Origin of the sequence: Nonomuraea fastidiosa, from assembly GCF_042751225.1 — a bacterium.
Lineage (GTDB): Bacteria > Actinomycetota > Actinomycetes > Streptosporangiales > Streptosporangiaceae > Nonomuraea > Nonomuraea fastidiosa.
Window position 1 is genome coordinate 5,257,193 of record NZ_CP170570.1, and the last position, 24,153, is coordinate 5,281,345.

General features: G+C 70.9%; 20 protein-coding genes. 14 read left to right on the forward strand and 6 right to left on the reverse strand.

What is annotated here, in order from left to right; all coding sequences use genetic code 11:
- Positions 1-9: 9 nt before the first annotated feature.
- On the reverse strand, positions 10-393 hold the full coding sequence (locus ACFMQL_RS24470; protein ID WP_364056780.1) for a DUF6703 family protein: 384 nt from the start codon (positions 391-393) through the stop codon (positions 10-12).
- A 59-nt stretch (positions 394-452) separates the two neighbouring features.
- Here ACFMQL_RS24470 and ACFMQL_RS24475 point away from each other — a divergent pair, with 59 nt between their 5' ends.
- From ACFMQL_RS24475 to ppdK, 10 genes are all read left to right on the forward strand, one after another.
- On the forward strand, positions 453-782 hold the full coding sequence (locus ACFMQL_RS24475; protein ID WP_364056777.1) for an antibiotic biosynthesis monooxygenase family protein: 330 nt from the start codon (positions 453-455) through the stop codon (positions 780-782).
- Between the two features lie 89 nt (positions 783-871).
- Positions 872-2,257, forward strand: a complete 1,386-nt coding sequence (locus ACFMQL_RS24480; RefSeq protein WP_364056774.1) for a glycine--tRNA ligase — start codon at positions 872-874, stop codon at positions 2,255-2,257.
- Positions 2,258-2,543: 286 nt separating this feature from the next.
- The gene (locus ACFMQL_RS24485) at positions 2,544-2,690 is read left to right on the forward strand and encodes a hypothetical protein (RefSeq protein WP_378787164.1); all 147 of its coding nucleotides are present in this window, start codon (positions 2,544-2,546) and stop codon (positions 2,688-2,690) included.
- Complete coding sequence (locus tag ACFMQL_RS24490; RefSeq protein ID WP_364056768.1) at positions 2,687-3,754, forward strand: MoxR family ATPase; 1,068 nt, start codon at positions 2,687-2,689, stop codon at positions 3,752-3,754. Before ACFMQL_RS24485 ends, ACFMQL_RS24490 begins: the two co-directional genes overlap by 4 nt.
- On the forward strand, positions 3,751-4,710 hold the full coding sequence (locus ACFMQL_RS24495; RefSeq protein WP_378787165.1) for a DUF58 domain-containing protein: 960 nt from the start codon (positions 3,751-3,753) through the stop codon (positions 4,708-4,710). The genes ACFMQL_RS24490 and ACFMQL_RS24495 overlap by 4 nt, the downstream gene beginning before the upstream one ends.
- Positions 4,707-5,651: a VWA domain-containing protein gene (locus ACFMQL_RS24500; protein ID WP_378787166.1), complete on the forward strand. Its 945-nt coding sequence runs from the start codon at positions 4,707-4,709 to the stop codon at positions 5,649-5,651. Before ACFMQL_RS24495 ends, ACFMQL_RS24500 begins: the two co-directional genes overlap by 4 nt.
- A gap of 1,088 nt (positions 5,652-6,739) precedes the next feature.
- Positions 6,740-7,384 (forward strand): trypsin-like peptidase domain-containing protein, encoded by a 645-nt coding sequence (locus tag ACFMQL_RS24505; protein WP_364056759.1) that lies wholly within the window; start codon positions 6,740-6,742, stop codon positions 7,382-7,384.
- A gap of 10 nt (positions 7,385-7,394) precedes the next feature.
- Positions 7,395-8,063, forward strand: a complete 669-nt coding sequence (locus tag ACFMQL_RS24510; RefSeq protein WP_364056756.1) for a response regulator transcription factor — start codon at positions 7,395-7,397, stop codon at positions 8,061-8,063.
- A complete protein-coding gene (locus ACFMQL_RS24515) occupies positions 8,060-9,241 on the forward strand; it encodes a HAMP domain-containing sensor histidine kinase (RefSeq protein WP_364056753.1) in 1,182 nt (393 codons plus the stop codon). The genes ACFMQL_RS24510 and ACFMQL_RS24515 overlap by 4 nt, the downstream gene beginning before the upstream one ends.
- 371 nt (positions 9,242-9,612) lie before the next feature.
- Entirely contained in the window at positions 9,613-12,249 is a 2,637-nt protein-coding gene (gene ppdK / locus ACFMQL_RS24520) for a pyruvate, phosphate dikinase (RefSeq protein ID WP_364056750.1), read from the forward strand.
- Positions 12,250-12,478: 229 nt separating this feature from the next.
- Here the strand turns inward: ppdK and ACFMQL_RS24525 are convergent, their stop codons facing one another.
- Complete coding sequence (locus ACFMQL_RS24525; RefSeq protein ID WP_378787167.1) at positions 12,479-13,255, reverse strand: alpha/beta fold hydrolase; 777 nt, start codon at positions 13,253-13,255, stop codon at positions 12,479-12,481.
- Between the two features lie 99 nt (positions 13,256-13,354).
- On the opposite strand from ACFMQL_RS24525, the gene ACFMQL_RS24530 reads away from it, so the two are divergent.
- A complete protein-coding gene (locus tag ACFMQL_RS24530; protein ID WP_378787168.1) occupies positions 13,355-13,816 on the forward strand; it encodes a MarR family winged helix-turn-helix transcriptional regulator in 462 nt (153 codons plus the stop codon).
- Between the two features lie 15 nt (positions 13,817-13,831).
- Here the strand turns inward: ACFMQL_RS24530 and ACFMQL_RS24535 are convergent, their stop codons facing one another.
- From ACFMQL_RS24535 to ACFMQL_RS24545, 3 genes are all read right to left on the reverse strand, one after another.
- Positions 13,832-14,374, reverse strand: coding sequence for a GNAT family N-acetyltransferase (locus tag ACFMQL_RS24535; protein ID WP_378787170.1), 543 nt, complete (start codon positions 14,372-14,374; stop codon positions 13,832-13,834).
- Positions 14,375-14,600: 226 nt separating this feature from the next.
- Complete coding sequence (locus ACFMQL_RS24540) at positions 14,601-15,281, reverse strand: hypothetical protein (protein WP_364056738.1); 681 nt, start codon at positions 15,279-15,281, stop codon at positions 14,601-14,603.
- Between the two features lie 249 nt (positions 15,282-15,530).
- Entirely contained in the window at positions 15,531-17,009 is a 1,479-nt protein-coding gene (locus ACFMQL_RS24545; RefSeq protein WP_364056735.1) for a M48 family metallopeptidase, read from the reverse strand.
- 101 nt (positions 17,010-17,110) lie between these two features.
- Here ACFMQL_RS24545 and ACFMQL_RS24550 point away from each other — a divergent pair, with 101 nt between their 5' ends.
- Positions 17,111-18,331, forward strand: coding sequence for a deoxyguanosinetriphosphate triphosphohydrolase (locus ACFMQL_RS24550; RefSeq protein WP_364056732.1), 1,221 nt, complete (start codon positions 17,111-17,113; stop codon positions 18,329-18,331).
- A 69-nt stretch (positions 18,332-18,400) separates the two neighbouring features.
- Here the strand turns inward: ACFMQL_RS24550 and ACFMQL_RS24555 are convergent, their stop codons facing one another.
- Positions 18,401-19,318, reverse strand: a complete 918-nt coding sequence (locus tag ACFMQL_RS24555; protein WP_378787172.1) for a M23 family metallopeptidase — start codon at positions 19,316-19,318, stop codon at positions 18,401-18,403.
- A gap of 275 nt (positions 19,319-19,593) precedes the next feature.
- Between ACFMQL_RS24555 and dnaG the strand changes: the two genes are divergently transcribed.
- On the forward strand, positions 19,594-21,435 hold the full coding sequence (gene dnaG, locus ACFMQL_RS24560) for a DNA primase (protein ID WP_378787174.1): 1,842 nt from the start codon (positions 19,594-19,596) through the stop codon (positions 21,433-21,435).
- 1,556 nt (positions 21,436-22,991) lie between these two features.
- The gene (rpoD, locus tag ACFMQL_RS24565) at positions 22,992-24,095 is read left to right on the forward strand and encodes an RNA polymerase sigma factor RpoD (protein WP_378787175.1); all 1,104 of its coding nucleotides are present in this window, start codon (positions 22,992-22,994) and stop codon (positions 24,093-24,095) included.
- Positions 24,096-24,153 lie beyond the last annotated feature (58 nt).

Genomic DNA, 24,153 nt, shown 5'->3' on the forward strand with positions numbered 1-24,153 from the left:
CCTGAGGTGTCAGAGCGCGCCGAAGCGGGTCGCCGCCAGCAGGACGAGGAACGTCAGCATGGCGACCCGCAGCAGCTTGCCGCCCGCGCCCAGCGACGGCCACGACAGATACGCCAGCCAGCCGATGAACGCGAGCACCGGCAGCACCGCCACGCCGCCGAGCGGGTTGGTCACCGCGAACCCGGCCAGCAGCAGCATCACCATCACCGCCGGCGTCACCCAGCGGGGCACCTGCGTGAACAGGTATGTGATCGGCACCGCGCTGCGCTGCTCCACCGCCTTGCGCAGCCCGGTCGCGCCCGGCGTGAAGAACTGCTCGCCCGGCGGCAGCGGGCGCTGCTTGCCGCCGCGGATGTCGTCGCGCTTGTCCGCGCGCCTCTTCTCAGGGGCCACGCCGCGAAGCCTACGGGAGTTCGCGCGACTCGTGGGGCCTGCACCTCTAGGCTGGTCGGGTGCTCGCCGTGATCCGATACACCGTCCCAGAGTCCCAGTCCCAGGACTTCGTCAAGCAGGGCCAGACCATCCTCGACACCTTCGCGCAGCAGCCCGGCTACCGGCGTGGCAGGCTCGCCCGCTCGGTCGACGAGCCCAACCTGTGGGCGCTGATCTCGGAATGGGAGGGCGCCGGCTTCTACCGCAGGGCCCTGTCGGCCGCCCGGATGGTGATGTATCCGCTGATGATCCTCATGCTGAACGAGCCCAGCGCGTACGAGGACGTTTACACGTATGACGCCCAGGACGCCCAGGACGCCCCTGACACCTCCTCCGGGACGAGTGATTAGTCGCGCGCGAGAGCAGCCGACCGTGCCCTAAGCTGGGAGCTCATCGAATCACCCTCGCCGACCTCCAGCCGGAAAGAGAATCAACCAAAATGGCACGACGCACCGACGTCATCGACACCATCGTCAGCCTCGCCAAGCGCCGCGGGCTCGTCTACCCGTCGAGCGAGATCTACGGCGGACTGCGCGCGTCGTGGGACTACGGTCCACTGGGCGTCGAGCTGAAGAACAACGTCAAGCGGCAGTGGTGGCTGTCGATGGTCCAGTCCCGCGAAGACGTCGTGGGCCTCGACTCGTCCGTCATCCTGGCGCCCGAGGTGTGGCGCGCGAGCGGCCACGTCGACACCTTCACCGACCCGCTGACCGAATGCCTGTCCTGCCACAAGCGCTTCCGCGCCGACCACCTCATCGAGGCGTACGAGGAGAAGAACGGCAAGGCCCCTGAGGGCGGCCTGGCCGACATCACCTGCCCCAACTGCGGCAACAAGGGCACCTTCACCGAGCCCCGGCAGTTCAGCGGCCTGCTCAAGACCTTCCTCGGCCCGGTCGAGGACGAGTCGGGCCTGGCCTGGCTGCGGCCCGAGACCGCGCAGGGCATCTTCATCAACTACCTCAACGTCCAGCAGTCGGCGCGCAAGAAGATCCCGTTCGGCATCGGCCAGATCGGCAAGTCGTTCCGCAACGAGATCACGCCGGGCAACTTCATCTTCCGCACCCGCGAGTTCGAGCAGATGGAGATGGAGTTCTTCGTCAAGCCCGGCACCGACGAAGAGTGGCACCAGTACTGGATCGACGAGCGCTACCGCTGGTACTCCGACCTCGGCATCAGCAAGGACAACCTCCGGCTCTACGAGCACCCCAAGGAGAAGCTGTCCCACTACTCCAAGCGCACGGTCGACATCGAATACCGCTTCAACTTCGCCGGCTCGGAGTGGGGTGAGCTGGAGGGCATCGCCAACCGCACCGACTTCGACCTGTCGGCCCACGCCAAGGCGTCCGGCGTCGACCTCAGCTTCTTCGAGCAGGAGAGCGGCGAGCGCTACATCCCGTACGTCATCGAGCCCGCGGCCGGTGTCGACCGCGCCACGCTGACGTTCCTGCTCGACGCCTACAGCGAGGACGAGGCGCCCAACGCCAAGGGCGTCATGGAGAAGCGCACGGTGATGCGGCTCGACCACCGGCTCGCGCCGGTCAAGGCCGCGGTGCTGCCGCTGTCGCGCAACGCCGACCTGTCGCCCAAGGCGCGCGACCTGGCCGCGCAGCTGCGCCGCCGCTGGAACGTCGAGTTCGACGACGCGGGCGCGATCGGCCGCCGCTACCGCCGCCAGGACGAGATCGGCACGCCGTTCTGCATCACGATCGACTTCGACACCCTGCAGGACAACGCGGTGACGATCCGCGAGCGCGACTCGATGGCCCAGGAGCGCATCTCCATCGAGGGCGTCGAGTCCTACCTGCGCCAGCACCTGAACGACTGACCCGCCGAGGGTCGCTTCGAGGGCCGCTCGCCGTTGTGGCGGGCGGCCCTTTCACGTCCCTGTGCGGGGGCGGCGTCCTGGGGCGTGACACCGGCATCCCGGAGCGTAGACCGGCCTCCCGGAGTCCCTCCTGGGCGCAGACCGGCCGGCCTCCCGGAGCGCAGGTCGGCGTCTCGGGGCGTACACCGAAAATTTGTATAAAGACGACGGTTACGCTGCTTTTCGCGGTCGCCTGATGACATTCGTCCTAAGCCGATTACCGGCACATACGAGGGACGAGGGATTCATGCGTAAACCACGTTTCGCTCTTACGTTGCTCGCCGCAGCCGCGCTGATGATGACGGGCGGCGCCGCGTTCGCCGAACCGGAGACATCGGCCCTGGAGCTGCGGGTCGTCGTGGACGACTGCCGGCACGGGAGCGTGCAGCCATGACCGACCCCGCACTGCTCGAACGCGCCCTGTTCGAGATCAAGCGCGTGATCGTGGGTCAGGATCACATGGTCGAGCGCCTGCTCGTCGCCGTTCTCGCCAAGGGCCACTGCCTGCTTGAAGGCGTGCCCGGCATCGCCAAGACGCTCGCCGCCGAGACCACCGCCACGGTGGCCGGCGGCACGTTCGCGCGCATCCAGTTCACGCCGGACCTGGTGCCGGCCGACATCGTCGGCACCAGGATCTACCGGCCGTCGTCCGAGACGTTCGACGTCGAGCTCGGACCCGTCATGGTCAACCTGCTGCTCGCCGACGAGATCAACAGGGCGCCCGCCAAGGTGCAGTCGGCGCTGCTGGAGATCATGGCCGAGGGGCAGGTGAGCATCGGCGGCACCACGTACGAGGTGCCCCGGCCGTTCCTGGTGCTCGCCACCCAGAACCCCATCGAGTCCGAGGGTGTCTACCACCTGCCCGAGGCGCAGCGCGACCGCTTCCTGCTCAAGATCGACGTGGACTATCCCAGCGAATCGGAGGAGCTGGCGATCGTCTACCGCATGAGCGTGGACCCGCCCGCGCCCCAGCGCGTCCTCGGCCCCGAGGAGGTCATCGCACTCCAGCGCCGGGCCGAGGAGGTCTTCGTGCACCACGCGGTCGCCGAGTACGCCGTCCGCCTGGTGTACGCCACCCGCGACCCCGACAGGTACGGCATCCCCGAGGTGGGCCGGCAGCTCGTCTTCGGCGCCAGCCCCAGGGCCACGCTCGGCCTGCTGGCCGCAGGGCGGGCGCTCGCGCTGCTGCGTGGGCGCGACTACGTGCTGCCCGAGGACGTACGCGATCTCGCGCACGACGTCATGGCGCACCGGCTCGTGCTCTCCTTCGACGCGCTGGCCGACGGCGTCATGCCCCGGCAGGTCGTGGACCGCGTGGTGGCGGCGGTGCCCCTGCCGGTCGTCACTCCCCAGCAGCGGGCCGGCACGCAGCCGGACACGCAGCCGGACACGCAGCCGGGCATGCGGGCGGACATGCGGGCGGACATGCGGCCGGACATGAGAACGGACGCCGCATGAAGCCGTACCTGATGGCCGAGCCCGCGCTGCGCAGGCTCGAGCTGACGATCACGAGGAGGCTGGATGGGCTGCTCCAGGGCGAGCACATGGGCCTGGTGCCGGGTCCGGGCAGCGAGCCCGCGGAGTCGCGGGCGTACCGGCCGGGCGACGACGTGCGGCGGATGGACTGGAACGTCACCGCGCGCACGAACGAGCCCCACGTCCGTGACCTGGTCGCGGACCGGGAGCTGGAGGTATGGGCGCTGCTCGACGCCACCGCCAGCATGGACTTCGGCACCGTCGCGATGGAGAAGCGCGAGCTCGCGCTGTCCGCGCTGGCCGCGATCGGCTTCATCACCCAGCGCACCGGCAACAGGATCGGCGTCCACGTGCTGCACGGCGGCGGGGTCAGGACGCTGCCCGCCAGGACGGGCAGGCCGCACCTGATGGCGCTGCTCCAGGCGGCGTTCGCGCTGCCGCGCACCCCGCCCGGCGTGGCCGAGCCGCTGCTCGGCGTCGCCGCCGAGCACCTCGGGCGGCTGACCAGGCGGCGCGGCATGGTCGTCGTGCTGTCGGACTTCCTCGACTCGCCCGAGACCTGGGAGCCGCCGCTGCGCCGCCTCACCGCCCGCCACCAGGTGCTGGCCGTGGAGGTGATCGACCCGCGCGAGCTGACGCTGCCGAACGTCGGCATCCTCACGGTGATCGACCCGGAGTCCGGACGGCGGCGCGAGGCCGCCACCGGCAGCTCCCGGCTGCGCCGCAGGTACGCCGAGGCCGCGCTCGCCCAGCGGGACGCCGTCTCCGCCGGGCTGCGCAGGGCCGGGGTGACCCACATGCGGCTGCGTACCGACCGGGACTGGGTGCGCGACCTGGTCAGGCACGTCATGCGGCAGCGCCGCCTGGCCGCCCTGGCCGCCGGCCCCACCAGGCACGGACACGCTCCCATGAGCGGAGGAGGAGGTGACGCGGCGTGACCCTCATCGCGCCCCTCTGGCTGCTGCTGCTCATCCCGGTGGCGCTGCTCGCGGTCACGTACGTCATCGTCGCGCTGCGCAGCAGGACCGCGTACGCCGTCCGCTTCGCCAACTACGACCTGCTCGACAAGGTCGCGCCGCGCCGGCCCGGCTGGCGCAGGCACGTGCCCGCGGCGGCGCTGCTGCTCATGTTCGCGCTGCTCGTGGTCGGCTTCGCCCGGCCGACCGCCGAGGTGCTGGTGCCTCGGGAGCGGGCGACCATCATGGTGGCCTTCGACGTGTCCGCGTCCATGGGGGCCACCGACGTCTCGCCCAACCGGTTCGAGGCGGCCAAGCGGGCGGCCGACCAGTTCGTCCAAGGGCTGCCCGAACGCTTCAATCTCGGGCTGGTGTCGTTCTCCGGCTCGGCCTCCGTCGCGGTGCCGCCCACCACCGACCGGCAGGCCGTACTGACCGCGCTCGATCGCCTCGGCACCGACTCGGGCACCGCCATCGGCGAGGCCGTCTTCACCTCGCTGGAGGCGATCGCCGCGCTCGACAGCGAGGAGGAGGCGCCGCCCGCGCACATCGTGCTGCTGTCGGACGGCTCCAACACCACCGGCCGCACCGTGGGCGAGGCCGCGGCCGAGGCGTCCGCGCGCGGCGTCCCGGTCACCACCATCGCGTACGGCACCCCGGACGGCGTCATCAGCCTGTCCGGGCGCGACGTACCGGTCCCGGTGGACGGGCCGGCGCTGCAGAGCCTCGCCGAGACCGCGGGCGGCGGCTTCTACGAGGCCGCGAGCGGGGACGAGCTGCAGGCCGTCTACGAGGACATCGGCACCTCGGTCGGCTACCGCACCGAGCGTCAGGAGGTTTGGCAGTGGTTCGTGGCGGCGGGGCTGATCTGCGGGCTGGTGGCGGCGGTGACGTCGATGCTGTGGTTCTCGAGGCTGCCATGAAAGGCATCGGCTCGCCGTCAGGTCCCGACTTCCGCACTCCGCCCGCCGTCCGTCCGGGTCCGTCCGCACCGTCCGCCGCCCCTTCAGCATCACCCGCCGACGAGTCCCGCCCCGAGGGGAAGGCGCCCCGCCGCCTCTTCCCCCGCCGCACCCCCGCCCCCGGGACCTCCGCTTCCGGCACTTCCGCCGCTGGTCTCGTCGGCTCCTCCGCTTCCAGTCTCTCGGCCGCAGAACGCGCCGGCTTCTCCGCCGCCGGCGCTTCGGCCTCCAGTGCCTCCGCCTCCGGTTTCTCCGCCGCAGGGTCCGTCGGCTTCTCCGCCGCCGGCACCCCTGGCACAGGGCCCGTAGGCGTCACGGCTGCAGGGCCTGCAGGCGCCTTCGCCGTAGGGACCACCGGCACCTCTGCCGCGGGTTCCGCTGGCGCGGAACACGGGCCGGGACCGGGTACCGCGTCAGGGCCAGGAGCCTTGCCGAAGCCGAGACGCGGCACGGGCCTGAGCGCCGAGCCAGACGCTAGAACCGGCACAGGCGCAGGACCCGCGTCCGTGGCAGGCGCACTGGGCTCGAAAGAGGCACCCGGTTTGCGAGGGACACCGCGCTCAGGGGCACCGGGCGCGGCAGGGCCGCCGGGCGCGGGCGGCGGGCCGGGCGGTGGTGCCGGTGTGCAGGCGGGGTGGGTCGCCGGGCACCTGCCCAGCTCGTTGCCGCCCCGGTCGCGGCGCTCCGCCACGGGCTCCCCCTACGCGGGTGCGTCGCCTCTGGGGTCGGCCGGTGCAGGCGGGACGTCGGCGGGGGCCTCGCCTGCGGGCCAGTACCCCACGGGGCCGTACGCGACGGGAACCGCGCCTTCGTGGGCGGCCCCCTCGGCGGCCGGAGCAGGGGCCGGGATAGGCGCGGTGGGGCCAGGTGCAGGCGGACCGGGTGCGGGCGGACCAGGTGCGGGCGGGGTAGGCATGGCCGGGACAGGCGGTCAGGCCGGTCCTGCGGCTCCGGGCCGGGGACGGGGGCTGGCGGCCGCAGCACTGGTGGCCGTGCTCGCCGGAGCCGCAGCAGGCGGGGCCGCAGGGGGCCTGGCAGGGACGCGACCGGTGGAGGAGCCGGCGGCCCCGGCGGCGCTGCCGAGGGTGGCGCCCGCACCGTCCACACCCCCGACGGGGCTGAGCGCGACGGCGGCCCGCGTGCTGCCCAGCGTGGTCTCGATCGAGACGCGCACCGCGGGCGGCTCCGGCTTCGTCGTGGACGACCGCGGCCACATTCTCACCAACGCCCACGTGGTCGCGGGCAACACCCGGGTGACGGTGGTGCTCTCCGATGGCAGACGCCTGACGGCCAGGGTGGCGGGCGCGGACGGCGACGAGGATCTGGCCGTCCTGGAGGTGGACTACCCGGGCGAGCTGACGCCTGCGACGCTGGGCCGTTCGTCCGACCTGTCGGTGGGCGACCAGGTGCTGGCGATCGGCTCGCCGCTCGGCCTGTCGGGCACGGTGACGGCCGGCATCGTGAGCGCCCTCGACCGGGAGGTACGCCTCGGCAGCGCCCGCCGTACGGCGGTGCAGACCGACGCCTCCATCAACCCCGGCAACTCGGGCGGCCCGCTGGTGAACGCCCGAGGCGAGGTCGTCGGCGTGAACACGGCGATCGCTGCGGGCAGGGGCGGAGGCAACATCGGCATCGGGTTCGCCATCCCGATCGACAGGGCGGCGCCGATCGCTGAACGCATCATCCGAAATTAGGGTTCAAAGTATGCGACTGCTGGTGGTGGAGGACGAAGAGGACCTGGTCGACGCGATGCGCGTCGGCCTGGTCCGGGCCGGGTACGCGGTGGACGTCGCCTACGATGCCCCGGCCGCGCATGAGAGGCTGCAGGTCAACACCTACGACCTGGTGCTGCTCGACTTGAACCTGCCGGGCGGCGACGGTTTCGAGCTGTGCCGGTCGCTGCGCGCCGCGGGCAAGGGCGTGCGGATCATCATGGTGACCGCCCGCGACCGGCTGGACGACCGGGTCAGGGGTCTCGACGAGGGCGCCGACGACTACCTGGTCAAGCCGTTCGCGTTCCCCGAGCTGCTGGCCAGGGTGCGGGCGCTGCTGCGCAGGGACATCACGGGCGGCACGTCGGTGCTCCAGGTGGGCGGCCTGCGGATCGACACCGCCCGGCTCGAGGTGACGCTGAACGGCCGGGCATTGGCGCTCACGCCCAAGGAGTACGGCGTGCTGCACTACCTGATGACCAGGCCGGGACACGTCGTCTCCACGGAGGAGCTGCTCGAACACGTCTGGGACGAGCACGCCGACCCGTTCACCAACACCGTCCGGGTCACGGTCGGCAACCTGCGGCGCAAGCTCCAGGAGGACGGCCTGATCGAGACCGTGATCAGCCGGGGTTACCGGCTCAAGGAGCCCGTGTCGTGATCCACACCATCCGCTTCCGCCTGACGGTGCTCTACTCGGGCCTGCTGTTCGTGCTGGCCGCGCTGGTGCTCGGCGGCATCTATTTCGCCGTGTCGAAGACGACGCAGGAGCGGCCGATCACGACGCAGTACGCCAAGGCCTACAGCGGCAACCAGTACCTGGGCAGGCGTGAAGTGGTGTTCGTGGAGGAGGTCGAGAACGCGGTCAACGTCGCGACGCTGGCGACGCTGCGCGAGTACTCGCTGCTCACCCTGGCCGGCCTGTACGTCGCCAGCCTCGGCATCGGCTGGGTGCTGTCCGGCCGGGTGCTGCGGCCGGTGCGGTCGATCACCCGTACGGCGGAGGAGATCCAGGCCACCGATTTGACGCGGCGCATCAGGTTGCGCGGCCCGCGCGACGAGCTGAAGGACCTGGCCGACACCATCGACACGATGCTCGACCGGCTGGAGGAGGCGTTCAGCGCGCAGCGGCAGCTCATCGACGACGCCTCGCACGAGCTGCGCAACCCGCTGACCATCATCAGGGCGAACGTGGACGCCGTGCTCGCCTCTCCCGACGCTAGCGAGGAGGAGCGGGCACGGGCGGTGGCCATCGTGGACCGCGCGACCACCCGGATGACGACGCTGGTGGAGGACCTGCTGGCCACGGCCAGGCGGCAGGGCACGGCGTTCGCGGACACGGATCTCGACCTGGCGACGGTGGCGGGGGAGGCGTGCGAGGAGTACACCGCTCCCGCGGCCGCCCGCGACGTGACGATCGTCCGCGAGCTCGGCAGCGGCCTCGGCATGATCGGCGACGCCGACGCGCTGCGGCGTGCGGTGGCGAATCTGCTGTCGAACGCCGTTCGTTTCTCCCCGTCCGGCGGCACGGTCAGGGTGGGCGCGGGCCGCATGGGCGGCTGGTTGTGGGCGGCGGTCCGCGACGACGGCCCCGGGCTGCGGGAGGCGGATCAGCAGCGGGTGTTCGACCGGTTCTGGCGCGGCGAGTCCAGCCGCCGCGACCGGCACACCGGGCTGGGGCTGGCGATCGTACGGCAGATCGTGGAGTCGCACGGGGGCCGCGTGGCGGTCTTCTCCCGGCTCGGCCAGGGCGCCACGTTCGTGCTCTGGCTCCCGCCCAGCGAGGGCGCCGGAGACGCGCCCCCTGAGACGAACCCGCTGGCGCGCTCTGTGGCCTGAGACGGGACAGGGCCGGCGCGGGACCCGACCTGAGGGTCACGCGCCGGCCCTTTCGTGTGTACGGACGCGCCCAGGCCCGGGGTGACCGCCGCGTTCCCGACATGGCTTAGCAGGCCGACGAGCCTTTGTGCCGGGTGGTGACGAGCGCCTTCCAGTAGCAGTGTGACCTGTTTCTCATCCGCCACTCGCCTTTCTCAAGAATTGGTGTAAACCAATTGGTCTAATCCAATTCTTCGGCTATGACCCTTCAAATTGGATTAGACCTGTCATACCGTGTTTACCAGCACAAACGACGACTTAACGGAGGGGTGCAGTTTCATCATCAATTTCACCGGTAGAGTCCGGTTCAGAGGCGTTCGATTGGAGCTGTGGTGGCCAAGTACGTTTACGATTTCACCGAGGGCAACAGGAATCTCAAAGATCTTCTCGGCGGTAAGGGCGCCAACCTCGCCGAAATGACGAACCTCGGGCTGCCCGTTCCCCCCGGATTCACGATCACCACCGACGCGTGCCGCCACTACCTGGCGGAAGGCTCCCTGCCCGACGGCCTGGAAGAGGAGGTCGCCGAGCATCTCGCGGCGCTGGAGTCCCGGATGGGCAGGAAGCTCGGACAGGCCGACGACCCGCTGCTGGTGAGCGTACGTTCAGGGGCGAAGTTCTCCATGCCCGGGATGATGGAGACCGTCCTCAACATCGGGCTCAACGACGAGTCGGTGCACGGCCTCGCCAAGCAGTCGGGCGGCAACGACCGTTTCGCCTGGGATTCCTACCGCAGGCTCATCCAGATGTTCGGCAAGACCGTGCTCGGCATCGACGGCGACCTGTTCGAGAACGCGCTCGACAGGCTGAAGGGCCGCCGCCAGGACACCGACCTGGACGCCGGCGAGCTGCAGCGGCTCGTGGAGACGTACAAGGGCATTGTGCGCGAGCAGACCGGAAAGGACTTCCCGTCCGACCCGCGCGAGCAGATGCGGCTGGCCGTCATGGCGGTCTTCGACTCCTGGAACGCGCCGCGCGCCATTCTCTACCGCCGCCAGGAGCGCATCCCCGCCGACCTCGGCACCGCCGTCAACATCATGGCGATGGTCTTCGGCAACTACGGCGACGACTCCGGCACCGGCGTCGCCTTCACCCGCGACCCCGGCTCGGGCAGGCAGGGCGTGTACGGCGACTACCTGCAGAACGCCCAGGGCGAGGACGTGGTGGCCGGCATCCGCAACACCATGCCCCTGCAGGAACTCGAACGCATCGACCCGAACTCCTACCGCGAGCTCCTCGGCATCATGGAGACGCTGGAGAACCACTACCGGGACCTGTGCGACATCGAGTTCACCATCGAGCGCGGCAAGCTGTGGATGCTGCAGACGCGGGTGGGCAAGCGCACGGCCGCGGCGGCGTTCTGCATCGCCACGCAGCTCGTCGACCAGGGCCTGATCACGATGGACGAGGCCGTCACCCGCGTCACCGGCGACCAGCTCGCGCAGCTCATGTTCCCCCGCTTCGACAGCGGCGCGGAGAGGCAGCGGATCGCCAAGGGCATGAACGCCTCTCCCGGCGCCGCGGTCGGCAAGGCGGTCTTCTCGTCGGAGCGCGCCGTCGAGCTGGCCGGGCAGGGTGAGGACGTCATCCTGGTACGCCGCGAGACCAACCCCGACGACCTGTCCGGCATGATCGCCGCGAAGGGCGTCCTGACCAGCCGCGGCGGCAAGACCTCGCACGCCGCCGTGGTGGCCCGCGGCATGGGCAAGACGTGCGTGTGCGGGGCCGAGGAGCTGGAGGTGCAGACCGCCGAGCGGCGCTTCACCGCCCCCGGCGGCGTGGTGGTCGCCGAAGGCGACGTCATCTCCATCGACGGCACCACCGGCGAGGTGTTCCTCGGCGAGGTCCCGGTCGTGCCGTCGGCCGTGGTCGAGTACTTCGAGGGCGACGCCGAACCGGCGGACGACCTGGTGAAGGCCGTGGACCGCATCATGCGGCACGCCGACGGCGCCCGCAGGCTCCGGGTGCGCGCCAACGCCGACACCCCCGAGGACGCCGCCCGCGCCCGCCGCTTCGGCGCTCAGGGCATCGGGCTCTGCCGTACCGAGCACATGTTCCTCGGTGAGCGGCGGCAGCTCGTGGAGGACCTGGTGCTCGCCACCACCGACGAGGAGCGCCAGGCCGCGCTCGACGCGCTGGAGCCGCTGCAGAAGGCCGACTTCATCGGCATCTTCCGCGCCATGGACGGCGCCCCCGTGACCATCAGGCTCATCGATCCGCCGCTGCACGAGTTCCTGCCCGACCTGGTGGAGCTGTCGGTCAAGGCCGCCACCCAGGAGGCCACCGAGAAGGATCGCCGCCTGCTCAGCGCCGTCAAGCGCCTGCACGAGCAGAACCCGATGCTGGGCCTGCGCGGCGTGCGCCTCGGCCTGGTCATCCCCGGCCTGTTCGCGATGCAGGTCAGGGCCATCGCCCAGGCCGCCAAGGAGGTGCCTGGCGCGCGTCCCGAGATCATGATCCCGCTGGTGGCGACCGTCCAGGAGCTGGAGTCCGTACGGGAGGAGGCCGTCAAGATCCTCGCGGAGACCGGCGTGGACGCGCTCATCGGCACCATGATCGAGGTGCCGAGGGCGGCGCTCACCGCGGGCCAGATCGCCGAGTCCGCCGAGTTCTTCTCCTTCGGCACCAACGACCTGACCCAGATGACGTGGGGCTTCTCCCGCGACGACGTCGAGTCGTCGTTCTTCCACCGCTATCTCGACCTCGGCATCTTCGGGGTGTCGCCGTTCGAGAGCATCGACAGGGACGGCGTCGGGCGGCTCATCGAGATCGCCGTGGCCGAGGGCCGGGCCGCCCGGCCGGATCTGCACCTCGGCATCTGCGGCGAGCACGGCGGCGACCCCGACTCGGTGCACTTCTGCCACGACGTGGGCCTCGACTACGTCTCCTGCTCGCCGTTCCGCATCCCGGTGGCGCGGCTGGAGGCGGGGCGCGCGGCGCTGTCCGAAAGCGACTCCGACACCCGCTGAACCGCTGAGACCACTGGCGTCGGCGCCCGAATCCCCGGCGGGCGCCGACGCCGGTCCCGCCCACCCAATCAAGAGCCCAGCCCGGCCGGCACCCCCTAACCCCCTTCAGGAGCCCAGTCTGGCCGGTCCCGCCCATCCCCCTTCAAGTGCCCAGTCTGGCCGGTCCTGCCCAACCCCCTTCAAGAGCCCAGCCCGGCTGTCACGTTCTGCTGTGCCGAGTGGGGAGGTGTCACAGCGAGGCGAGGAAGTCCTCGAGGACTCTGTTGTACTCGTCCGGCCGTTCCATATTCGGGTAGTGGCCGGCGTTCTCGATCGTCACCGAGCGCCCGCCGGCGACCGTGGTGGCGAGCCGTTCGGCCATCGCGATGTGGTCGGGGGAGTCCAGCGCGCCGTGCACGGCCAGCACGGGCACGCGGATCGAGCCGATCCGCCGCCAGGTGTCGGTCACGGGCACGACGTGGTTCGGCTCGCCCACGGCATGCTTGCTCATCGTGCCGCGCGCCATCGCGCGCAGCCGCCGCACCACCTCGGGGTCGAGGCCGGCGGGGTCGCGGCCAGGGCCGATGCCGAGCGTCAGGTGCCCTTCGACCGAGCCCTCAAGGTCGCCCGCGGCCATCGCGCCGTGCCAGGCGGCCAGCGCCCGCAGGGTCCACGGGTCCTCGAAGCACGGCTCGCTCGTCCCCGCCCCCGTCACCACCAGGGCCCGCACCAGGTCGGGGTGCTCGAGGGCCGTGTCCACCGCGAGTCCCGCCCCCATGGAGACTCCCACCAGCACGGCCGGCCCCGTGCCGAGGTGGCGCAGCAGGGCGGCGAGGTCGTCGGTCAGCCGGTACGGCCCGTCGGCGTTGGGTGAGCGGCCGTGGCCGCGCGCGTCGTACGCGATGACCCGGTGGCGCTCGGAGAGCACCGGGATCTGGTCGTCCCACATCGTGTGGTCGAGAAAGCCGCCGTGCAGCAGGACGACGGGCATGCCGGTGCCACGCTCGATCCAGAACAGACCCATCATGACAACCAAGGTGTCATGTTCGCGTGAGAATGACAACTAAGGTGTCATATCGCCGGGTGAAGGCGTTCGGGATGACAACTGAGGTGTCATGATGGGAGGGTGAGTGAGGCGGCACGGCAGCCGGTGACCGACCGGCTCACCGAGGTCTTCGACCTGGTGGGCCCCCTCTACCGGCGCGCCCAGCGCAAGGTGGAGCAGGATGCGCCCATCGAGGGCCTGTCGGTCGGAGTGCGGGCGGTGCTCAACATGCTGCGTGACCTCGGCCCCATGACCGTCCCGCAGATGGGGCGGGCGCAGGCGCTGAGCCGCCAGTTCGTACAGCGCATGACCAACGACGCGATGGCGCGTGGGCTGGTCGAGACGGTGCCCAACCCGGCGCACAAGCGCTCGTCGCTGATCCGGCTGACCGGCAAGGGGCGGGCCGCCATCGACGCGGTGATCGCGCGCGAACGCGCGGTGCTGCGGCAGGTGGGCGCCGACCTGACCGAGGCCGAGGTCGATGCCTGCCTGCGCGTGCTCTCGCGGCTGCTCAGGCTGCTCGACGACGTCGACGTGGACTGAGCGGGCCGCAGGGGGTCACGTTCGTACAGGCTCGTCGTCCCAGACGAGGGGCGTCGTCGTGCCGGTGGCCCAGTCGTGGCGCAGGATCGCGTACGCGATGCAGGCGTGCACCGACCCGTCGGGAGACGGCCACGCCTCGCGGTAGTGGGCCTCCTTGATGTAGCCGCACGCGCGGAAGACGGCCCGCATCGCCGCGTTGTCGCCGCGGGTCTGCCCCTCCACCCGCCGGATCTCCGGGAACTCGTTGAACAGGTACTCCGTCAGCCAGCGCACCGCCGCCTTGCCGAGCCCGCGTCCCCGCCACTTGGAGCTGATCCGCAGGTCGAACATGGGCGTGGGGTCGGTGAGGTCGGTCAGCCTGATCAGCCCCGCTCGTTCGCCGTCGGCGAGCAGCCAGAACGTACGGTTGTCGGCGTCGTCGTAGACACCGGAAGCCACCCGCTGCCTGATCGCGTCGGGCTCTGGGACGCTGGCGTGGAACGGCCACTGGCTGGACATCAGGAAATCGACCAGCTTCTCGTTGTCCTCTGGTGCCAGCCGCTTGTATTCGATCTGCACCCGGCCATCGTCATGACCGGCCGTACGCGCGGTCAACCGAATAAATCCGGCCAGAACCGTACGGACGCGGCCATCAGGCGGGCGCGCCGCCCCCGGAGAAGAAGGGCGGCGCGCGGCGTGCGAGGTCAGCTCAGGATCGGGCAGGCCGGGCAGCAGCGCGTACTCACCGGCGGGCAGGCGGCGGGGAGGCGGGCAGTGTGACGGTCCGGTCGACTCCCCGCTGAGGTCAGGCGTCGTCCGAGGGGACCACGAGCCGCATCGCCGCCCGGTCGTTCCCGCCGACGATCACCGCGCCAGGCCGCGCCTGCGACACCCACGTGTCGGGCATGACGGACGGCGCGAGCACCCGATCGTAGGGCGCCCGCTCCGGGCACCCGCGCGCCGGGTCGCCGACGATCAGGTGGGGGCGCACTCCGGCGGCCACCAGGTTCCGCCACGCGTCCTCGGCCACCGCCGCGTCGCCCTCGACCGACGTCACGCTGCCCGACTCGCCCGTCAGCCGGCACAGCAGCGCGGTGATCCAGCCGCTGCCCGTGCCCACCTCGAGGATCCGCTGACCGGGCTGCGGATCGAGCAGTTCGAGCAGGTCGACGACACAGCTCGGGGCGAGCATCACGCAGCGGTAGGAGCTCGAGCCCTTGGGGCTCGGCGTGGCGATCGGCCGTCCGGAGTAGACGGCGTCCCACCAGGCGGTCGGATCGTCGTCGCGGTCGATCGGCCGCGCGCCGTCGTCTTCGAGCACCAGCCCGCGTGAGGGAACGAACCAGTGGCGCGGCACCTTGCGCAGCGCCTGCTCGATCGCGCCCGTCGCGCGCGGCCGGCGCTCGGCGATGGCCGCGAGCATCTCCTCCAGGCGCCAGGCGATGTGCGGAAGCATCGCCCGGGCCCCGCCGTCCTGCCTGCTCACATGGCCTCCTCCAGGCCGTCCGTATGCTAACGGTGACCGTAAGGCCACGGATCGCAACCTGGCAAGGGATCGGCGATTTTTCGGGGCGATCTCCGTCGAGGTCCGGTGTCGCAGCGGGTGCAGGGGCGGTGCCGGGGCCGCTACCGGGGCGCTGCCGGGGTGGTGTGAGGGCCGCTACCGAGGCGCTGCCGGGGCAGGCGCCGGTGCCGCTATGGGGCGCTGCCAGGCCGGTGGCGTGCGGCGGCGGGGTCAGTGCAGGGCGGCCGGGCGGGGCTCCTCGATCGGCACGTAGTCGTGGCGCATGCCGTGGTCGCCGAGCCACTGCCGCAGCCCGGGCACCGCCGCCGGGTTGGCCGCGACCTGGGCGGCGTACTCCGACAGCGCCACCTCCTCGCCGTCGTCGTAAAGCAGTCGCGCGGGCCCCGACCACGACAGCGTCCACTTGGCCTGGCCGAGCTGGATCAGCACCGCCTCGAGCGCCTGGCCGAGCACCCCGGCGAGCAGCGTCGGCGACGGGTTCCAGCCCTGCTCGAGCAGCTTGGCCTCGAGCTCGGCCTGCCGCCCGCGGGCGATCGCCTCGAACGCCGCGTCCAGGTACGGCCGCGAGGCCCCCATCACCTGCTGGCCCGCGATCGCCAGGTCGTGCAGGGCCTCGGCGTTGCGCGCCGCGTACATGCCGTGCGCGACCAGCTCCTCCCACGGCACCGGGCGCAGCGTCATCAGCGCCTCAGGGCTCCACATCGACTGCTCGACGGCCTGCACCGCCACGTTGGGATCGACGAGCAGCGTCAGCGCCGAGCGCGGGTCCGGCACCTGCTGCGGTTCGGGCAGGTGCTCGATGGCCGCGAGGCGCTCGGCCAGGCTCGGGTGGGAGTCGTACGGCGAGACCTCCTCGGGCTGCTCGGCAAGCTTGGCGATCTGCGCCTGCCGCTCGGGGTCGCTCATCAGCGCGTGGAACCCGCCGAACACGGACGCCGGCCTGGCGCCGCCCGCCCCGGTCAGGACGAGGTAGTTCTCGGCGTACAGCGCCCAGCCCGCCGCCGTCGCGTGGATCTTGCGCAGCGCGCCCGCCATGGCCTGCCGGCCGCCGATCGCCACCGCGAACCGGTCGGCCTCCAGCTCCTGCTTGCGCGAGACGGCCTGGGAGATGCGCAGGTAGAGCTTGGCGTACCAGGTGAACAGGCGCTGCACGAACGGGTGGTTCTGCAGGCCCTGGACGGTCGCGATCAGCGAGACCCTGCCGCGGTAGACCGGCGCGCCCAGCCGGGTGTGCGCGCCGCTGTAGTGGCCCAGCTCGTGCCCGAGCACCGCGCGCAGCTCGTCCACGGTGAGCGTCTGCAACAGCGGCAGGCCGATGAACATCCGCCGCTTGGTCGCCTTCATGCCGAGGAACTTGGTGTCCTCCGACACCGCCGCGTTCACCTCGGGGACCAGCCGGATCTCGTCCGGCGGCGCCGTACGGACGCGCTGGGCCAGCTCCTCGACCGTCTGCCACAGCACCGGCTCGTGCTCGCGGCCCACCGCCACGCCCGGCTGCTCGCCCCCGCGGCGGCGGCTGACCATCACCAGCGCGCGTACGAGAGCGCCCGCCGCCAGCGTCAGCACGACCGCGAACTTGACCAGATTGGTGTGGAAGTCCACGAAAAGCAGCACGTCGAAGAAGACGGCGGCTGCCAGAATGAGGCCGACCAGCACGTAGAAGCCGGCGAGCAGGGTGAAGGCCAACACCGCTCGGAATGCTGTCGTCATGGGGGAGGGCTCCCGGGGAAGGGGTTCTCGCGAGGCTTGACACTAGCGGAGAGACGAAACTGGAGAAAATCACCGCACACATGGCGTACTACGACGAGCACGACCAGGAGCGTTGGGTTCCCGAGCCACCCGGCAATCCTCAGCGTTCCGCCTTCGAACGGGACAGAGCTCGCGTGCTGCACAGCGCCGCGCTACGCAGGCTGGCCGCCAAGACGCAGGTCGTCGGCCCCGTCGAGACGCTCGGCGGCGGCCAGCACATCCCGCGCACCCGCCTCACGCACTCGCTCGAATGCGCCCAGGTGGGCCGCGAGATGGGCGCCACGCTCGGCGTCGATCCCGACCTGGTGGAGACCGCCTGCCTGGCGCACGACCTCGGGCACCCGCCGTTCGGGCACAACGGAGAGGTCGCGCTCAACGCGCTCGCCGCCTCATGCGGCGGCTTCGAGGGCAACGCGCAGAGCCTGCGCCTGCTCACCAGGCTGGAGGCCAAGGTGCTCACCGAGGACGGCCGCAGCGCCGGGCTCAACCTCACCCGCGCCGCGCTCGACGCCTCCATCAAGTACCCCTGGACGTGCGACAAGTCGCCCAAGTTCGGCGTCTACCACGACGACCTGCCGGTGTTCGAGTGGATCAGGCAGGGCGCGCCCGATGGCCGGGTGAGCTTCGAGGCGCAGATCATGGACTGGGCCGATGACGTCGCCTACTCCGTACACGACCTGGAGGACGCCCTGCACTCGGGGCACGTCACCCCCGAGGCGCTGCGGTCGCGCCGGGAGCGCGCCGACGTCTGCGAGACCACCCGCACCTGGTACGCCCCCGGAGCCGACCTCAACGAGCTGGAGGAGGTCTTCGCCAAGCTGATCGACGACCCGCTGTGGCCCCGCCACTTCGCGGCCACGCTCGCCGACCTGGCCGGGCTGAAGGCGCTGACCAGCGGTCTCATCGGCCGCTTCTGCCGCTCTGCGCAGGCCGCCACCAAGGAGGTGCACGGAGCGCGGCACCGCGCCGACCTCGTCGTGCCGCGCGCCACCCGGCTGGAGTGCGCGCTGCTCAAGGGCGTCACCGCGCACTACGTGATGGCCACCGAGTTCCACCACGCCAACCAGGCCAGGCAGCGCGACCTCATCACCGAGCTGGCCTCACTGATCACGCTCGGCGCGCCGGAGACGCTGGAGCCCGCCTTCAGGCCCGCGTTCATCGAGGCGCCCGACGACCCGGCCCGCATACGCGTGGTGATCGACCAGATCGCCTCGCTCACCGACACCTCGGCCGTCGCCTGGCACCGCCGCCTTTCACGCTGACCGCTCAGGCCGTCGCCTGGCACCGCCGCCTTTCACGCTGACTGCGCGAGGCTCAGACGGCCATCCGCCTCAAGAAGCGGTCGTCGGGTTGAGCGTGACGATCTCCTCCTCGCGCGGCTTGCGCTTCTTGGGCTTGCTCGTCGGCTTCGGGGTGCTGGACGTCGTCGTCTGCACCGGCGCCACCACCTTGCCGACGCACTGCACGGTGCAGGGCGGGGTCTCGCCCAGCTTCTTGCGCAGCTTCAGCGTCTCCTCGCGGGGCGAGAGCGTGCGGTTGCCCTTACGCCAGGCGTCGAGGTAGTCCCACGGCTTGACCATGCCCCTGCGCACCCACCAGTAGGCCGGGCCGGTCTTCCACGAGATCGCGAAGTAGAGGTTGGAGCCGGTGTCGCGGGCGTTGCCCGACCTGCCCACCTTCCCCAGCACCTGGCCGCCCTTGACCTTCGTGCCGGGCTTGATCCCGTCGGCGACGGAGGAGAGGTGGCCGCCGAGGTAGCGCACGCCGTCGGCCCCGATGATCGTGACGAACTTGCCCTCGCGCGCCGCCCCCGCGTCCGTGGCGGGCGACCAGTTGTCGGTGAGGTTGACCTCGTCGACCACGCCGTCCACGGGCGCGACGAACGAGCAGCCCTCCTTGGCCCAGATCGTCGTCTTGGGCAGCACCAGGAGTTTGCGCTGGTAGCTGACCTTACAGCCCTTCACGGGGAAGGTGTAGGTGTACTTCGACAGCTTCGGCGGCGGCACCTTGACCGGGTCGTCGCCCTTGGGTCGCTCGGCCGCCTGGTGCTCCGGGGTCGGAGCGGGGCTCGCCGTCGGCGTCGGCTCGGCCGCCGTCCCTCCGGCGGGGCCCGATGCGGGAACGGTGGCGGGAGGCGTGGCCGAGCGGCCCACGCCGACTCCCGCGAGGCCAGTGGCCTGGGTGCAGGCACCGGTCAGCAGCACGGCGCCCGTGACGGCCGCCCAACGTCCGATAAGCCCCGATCGCATGTTCTCCACCCGTGTCACCGTTTCCACCGACAACCTTTACCTTTGTAGCCGACCGGGAGCCCCCGCATTGCCGCTTTCCCCCTTTAGCAGCCGCGTGGTGACCCTCCGCTACCTCCCCGTTTCCCGCGCCGTGAACACCCGTGATCTGCCATGCCGGGGACACCCGCACTCCCATGTCAGGGCGGCCCACTCCCCATGCCGGGGTGGCCCGCTCCCCATGCCGGGGACACCCACGACGAGCAGAACCGTCGGTGGGGCGGAATAGACTTCCCGGCGTGGCTGGCCGGATCCGTGACGTCGACATCGCGCTCGTGCGCGAGCGCTCTCCCATCGCCGATGTGATCGGCGAGCACATCCAGTTGCGCAACGCCGGGGGCGGCAATCTCAAGGGGTTGTGCCCGTTCCACGACGAGAAGACGCCGTCGTTCAACGTCACGCCCGAGCGGGGCATGTTCTTCTGCTTCGGCTGCGGCGAGGGCGGCGACGTGATCACGTTCGTCGAGAAGATCGAGCACCTTTCGTTCACGGAGGCCGTCGAGCGGCTCGCCCAGCGGGCCGGCATCCAGCTCCAGTACGAGCAGGGCGGCTACGTCCCCAGGCGCGACCACGGCGAGCGCGCCCGCCTCATCGAGGCCCACCGCATCGCCGCCGAGTTCTACGCCGAGAAGCTCATGAGCCCCGAGGCGGCTCCGGGGCGGCGCTTCCTGTCCGAGCGCGGCTTCGAGCGTGCCGACGCCGAGAAGTTCGGTGTCGGGTACGCGCCGGCCGAGTGGGAGGCGCTGACCCGCCACCTCCTGGGCCGCGGATTCACCGTCGACGAGCTGGTGAAGGGCGGCCTGGCCAGGGAGGGCAGGCGCGGGCCCATCGACCGGTTCAGGGGCCGGCTGATCTGGCCGATTCGGGACGCCACGGGCGATGTGATCGGTTTCGGCGCACGTAAGTTGCTCGATTCCGATGATGGCCCGAAATATCTCAATACACCTGACTCGCCGCTTTACAAGAAGAGCCAGGTCCTTTATGGAATCGATCTTGCAAAGCGCGAGATCTCCAAGCGCGCGCAGGCCGTGATCGTCGAGGGCTACACCGATGTGATGGCCTGCCATCTCGCCGGCGTGCCCACCGCCGTGGCCACGTGCGGCACCTCGTTCGGCGAAGAGCACATCAAGGTTTTGCGGCGTTTCCTGCTCGACCAGGCCGAGTTCCGCGGCGAGGTGATCTTCACTTTCGACGGCGACGAGGCGGGTCAAAAAGCGGCGCTGCGGGCGTTCGCCGACGAGCAGAAATTCGTCACGCAGACGTACGTCGCGGTGCAGAGCGACGGGCTCGACCCGTGCGACCTGCGCGTCAAGCAGGGCGACGCGGCCGTGCGCGACCTCATCGCGAGCCGCGAGCCGCTGTTCCAGTTCGCGATCAGGAGCACGATCTCCCGCTACGACCTGCGCAGCAACGAAGGCAAGATCGCCGCGCTCGACGCCGCCGCGCCCATCGTGGCCGGCATCAAGGACGCCGGGCTGCGCAAGCGCTACGCCATCGACCTCGACCGCTGGCTCGGGTTCATGGACGAACGCTTCGTCATGCAGCGCATCTCCGAGGTCTCCGGCGCCCAGCAGGGCCGCCGCAGGCGCGCACCGCAGGCGGCGCCCGTCGATCCGAGCGCGCGGGTCGAGGGCGAGCTGCTCAAGCTCGCCGTGCAGCGGCCCGCGCTGCTCGGGCCGCGCTTCGACGCGCTGGAGGCCGACGCGTTCACCACGCCCGAGCACGCGGCGCTCCACCGCGTCATCATGGCCGCCGGCGGCGTCGTCTCGGCCGGCCACGGCGGCCGCGAGTGGGTCGACCGGCTCATGGAGCACGCCCACGAGGAGGGCACGCGGGCGCTGGTCACCCGCTTCGCCGTCGAGCCCATCCACGCCGACGCCCACGCCGAGGAGCGCTACGCCAACGACATCATGGCCGCCGCCGAGGCGATGCCGGTCGACCGCGCCATCGCCCAGGTCAAGTCCCGCATCCAGCGGCTCAACCCGGTGGAGGAGCAGCAGGAGTACAACAAGCTGTTCGGCGAGCTGGTAGCACTGGAACAACGCCGCCGCGTCCTCCGCGACCGCCTCGCCGGCGGCTGACCCGCTTCGGCCGCCGCGCACCGGCCTCTTGCGGCGGCTGACCACCACAACGACGGCGTCCGCCGGAACGGAGCAGGCTCACTGTGGCCTGTGGCCTGTGGCCTGAGGACGGGCCGATCCCGGCGGCCGCCTGCTTCGGCCACGGAGCCCCGCTTCCGGGGCCTCGCGACGGCTGCCCCGTGGGGCCTGTGGCCTGGGCAACGGACCACTTCCGGCGGCTTCCTGCCCCGGCCGCGAGGCGCCGCTTACCGGCGCCTCGCGGCGGTTGCTCACGGCTGACCTGCGGGACTGTCCTACGGGCGGATGAGGGGCCTGCTCGCCGCCCGCGCGACGGCCCCCGCAGGCGAGCGTCCCACCGCCATGTGCGGCGGTGTCGCGGGCGGCTGAGCCGGTCCTGCCCGCGGGCCTACCGTGTGGCCGGTGCGGGTGCCCTGTGGGCGGTTGAGGGTTCTCGTATGCGGCGCTGATGCGTGGCAGGTGGGCCGCCTGAGCGGCTCCAGCGCGCCGCTGTGGGCGATCCGGCCACCTGAGCAGCCCCAGCCCGCATCCTTGCACGGCAGCCGAGCAGGGCGCCCGGACACCGTTGCCCACGGCCTGCGCGCCAGCCTCGTGAGCGGCTGAGCGTGGCGTCCTGCTCCCCGTTCGCCGTGTCGCCACCGGTCACCCGCGACGCGTGTGCGGACAGCCGTCTGAGCGGGCCCGGCGGCAGCGTCGCGCGATGCGGCCACCCGAGCGCCCCCATCGCGCACGGTCGGCGCGACCGCCTAGCGGGACGGCCGAACCGCTCTGGCACCTGCACTGGGCAGCGGCTTCGTGGGCGGCTGAGCGCCCCGACGGCAGCTCTCGCGGCTGCTCGGCGGGCGGGCGAAAGCCTCACCGGCAGCGATGCGCGCCTGCTCGACGGGCGGGCGAAAGCCTCACCGGCAGCGATGCGCGCCTGCTCGGCGGGTGGACGCAAGCTCCCACCGGCAGCGCTGGGCGGTTGCCTGACGGGGCGTGAGCGCAGCACTCGCAGCCTGTGCGATCGTCGTGCGGGCGGCCCTGCCACGCCCCGTCCCGTCCCGCCAGCCCGTGCCTGGCCATGTGCGGGGCCCCGCTCGCCCATTCCGGGCGAGTGCGCCGCGTGCGGGGGTCCCTGAGCATCCCGGGCCGCCCTCCGAGCCGTCCCGCGCGGCGTTTCGAGGGGGCTGAACGGTGTTCAGAGTCGTCGCTCAGGTAACAGTTTTGCAGCGGGCTTGGCAGCGAAACCGGGTGGTTGACCAGGAAACTTGGCGCGGTCCAATGCTGGACAAAGCAGGCGTGCAACGGGGAAGAAGGCAGCGAAAGAGATGCGTCCGGCCAGACGTCGTCGCCGGGCGCGTGATTCCCAGACCGCGTAATTGACTTTACTTTCCTGATCAAACTCGGGCCAAACCTTATTGCGATCTCAATTCGGCAAAGACGATCGTCTTACCTTCGGTGACAAAAATGGGTCTGCCATTTGATGGAACCAATACTGCAGACTGTCCTTCGTGGGTGCATCGGTGCTGCCAAGTGGACCGCCATCCGTAGATCAGGTGGCGGACCTCGTCGCGAAAGGAAGGGAGCGCGGGAGCGTAACCGTCGATGACGTCGCAGCCGCGCTTGACCGATCCGAGCTGCCGTCCGACGCGCTGGAACGCGTCGTGCGCATGCTCGCCGAGAACGGCGTGGAGGTCCTCGAGCCACAGGGCGACGAGGAATCCACCCGCGCCGATGAGGAGGACGTAGGCAAGCGGGCGCCGACCAGCGATCTCGTCCGTATCTACCTGCGGGAGATCGGCCGGGTGCCCCTGCTGACCGCTGAGGAGGAGGTGGAGCTCGCCAAGTCGATCGAAGCCGGCCTGTTCGCCGAGGACAAGCTGGCGAACGGGGTCTCGCCTCTGGCCTTCCCTGAGTTCAGGGAGCTGGTCTGGCAGGGCACGCGGGCCAAACAGCGGCTGATCGAGGCCAACCTCAGGCTCGTGGTGTCCATCGCCAAGCGGTACGTGGGCCGCGGCATGCTGTTCCTGGACCTGATCCAGGAGGGCAACCTCGGTCTGATCCGGGCGGTCGAGAAGTTCGACTACACCAAGGGCTACAAGTTCTCCACGTACGCCACCTGGTGGATCCGTCAGGCGATCACCCGGGCCATCGCGGACCAGGCGCGGACCATCCGCATCCCCGTGCACATGGTGGAGACCATCAACAAGCTGGTCAGAGTGCAACGCCAGCTGCACCAGGATCTCGGTCGCGAGCCGGTGCCCGAGGAGATCGCCAAGGAGATGGACCTCCCGGTCGATCGGGTGGTCGAGATCCAGCGCATCGCCCAGGAGCCCGTGTCGCTGCAGTCGCCGATCGGCGAGGAGGACTCCGACCTCGGTGACTTCATCGAGGACGCCGACGCGGTCGTGCCGATGGAGGCCGCTGCCTTCATCATGCTGCAGGACCAGCTCGACGACATCCTCGCCACGCTCTCCGACCGGGAGCAGCGCATCATCCAGCTCCGCTTCGGCCTGGCCGACGGGCATCCGCGCACCCTGGAGGAGGTGGGCAGGGAGTTCGGCGTCACGCGGGAGCGCATCCGCCAGATCGAGTCGAAGACGCTGGCCAAGCTGCGCCACCCGACGCGCGCGCAGATGTTGCGGGACTACCTGGACTGATCAGGGACGACGGGGGACGGCCACGGCCGTCCCCTTTCCCCTGCCCCCTACATCTTCG

Bases quoted from the DNA above. Each gene is read 5' to 3' on its own strand.
- ACFMQL_RS24480 (WP_364056774.1), top strand. From the start codon at position 872: ATGGCACGACGCACCGACGTCATCGACACCATCGTCAGCCTCGCCAAG.
- ACFMQL_RS24485 (WP_378787164.1), top strand. From the start codon at position 2,544: ATGCGTAAACCACGTTTCGCTCTTACGTTGCTCGCCGCAGCCGCGCTG.
- ACFMQL_RS24490 (WP_364056768.1), top strand. From the start codon at position 2,687: ATGACCGACCCCGCACTGCTCGAACGCGCCCTGTTCGAGATCAAGCGC.
- ACFMQL_RS24495 (WP_378787165.1), top strand. From the start codon at position 3,751: ATGAAGCCGTACCTGATGGCCGAGCCCGCGCTGCGCAGGCTCGAGCTG.
- ACFMQL_RS24510 (WP_364056756.1), top strand. From the start codon at position 7,395: ATGCGACTGCTGGTGGTGGAGGACGAAGAGGACCTGGTCGACGCGATG.
- ACFMQL_RS24525 (WP_378787167.1), bottom strand. From the start codon at position 13,255: ATGATGGGTCTGTTCTGGATCGAGCGTGGCACCGGCATGCCCGTCGTC.
- ACFMQL_RS24550 (WP_364056732.1), top strand. From the start codon at position 17,111: ATGGCGTACTACGACGAGCACGACCAGGAGCGTTGGGTTCCCGAGCCA.
- ACFMQL_RS24555 (WP_378787172.1), bottom strand. From the start codon at position 19,318: ATGCGATCGGGGCTTATCGGACGTTGGGCGGCCGTCACGGGCGCCGTG.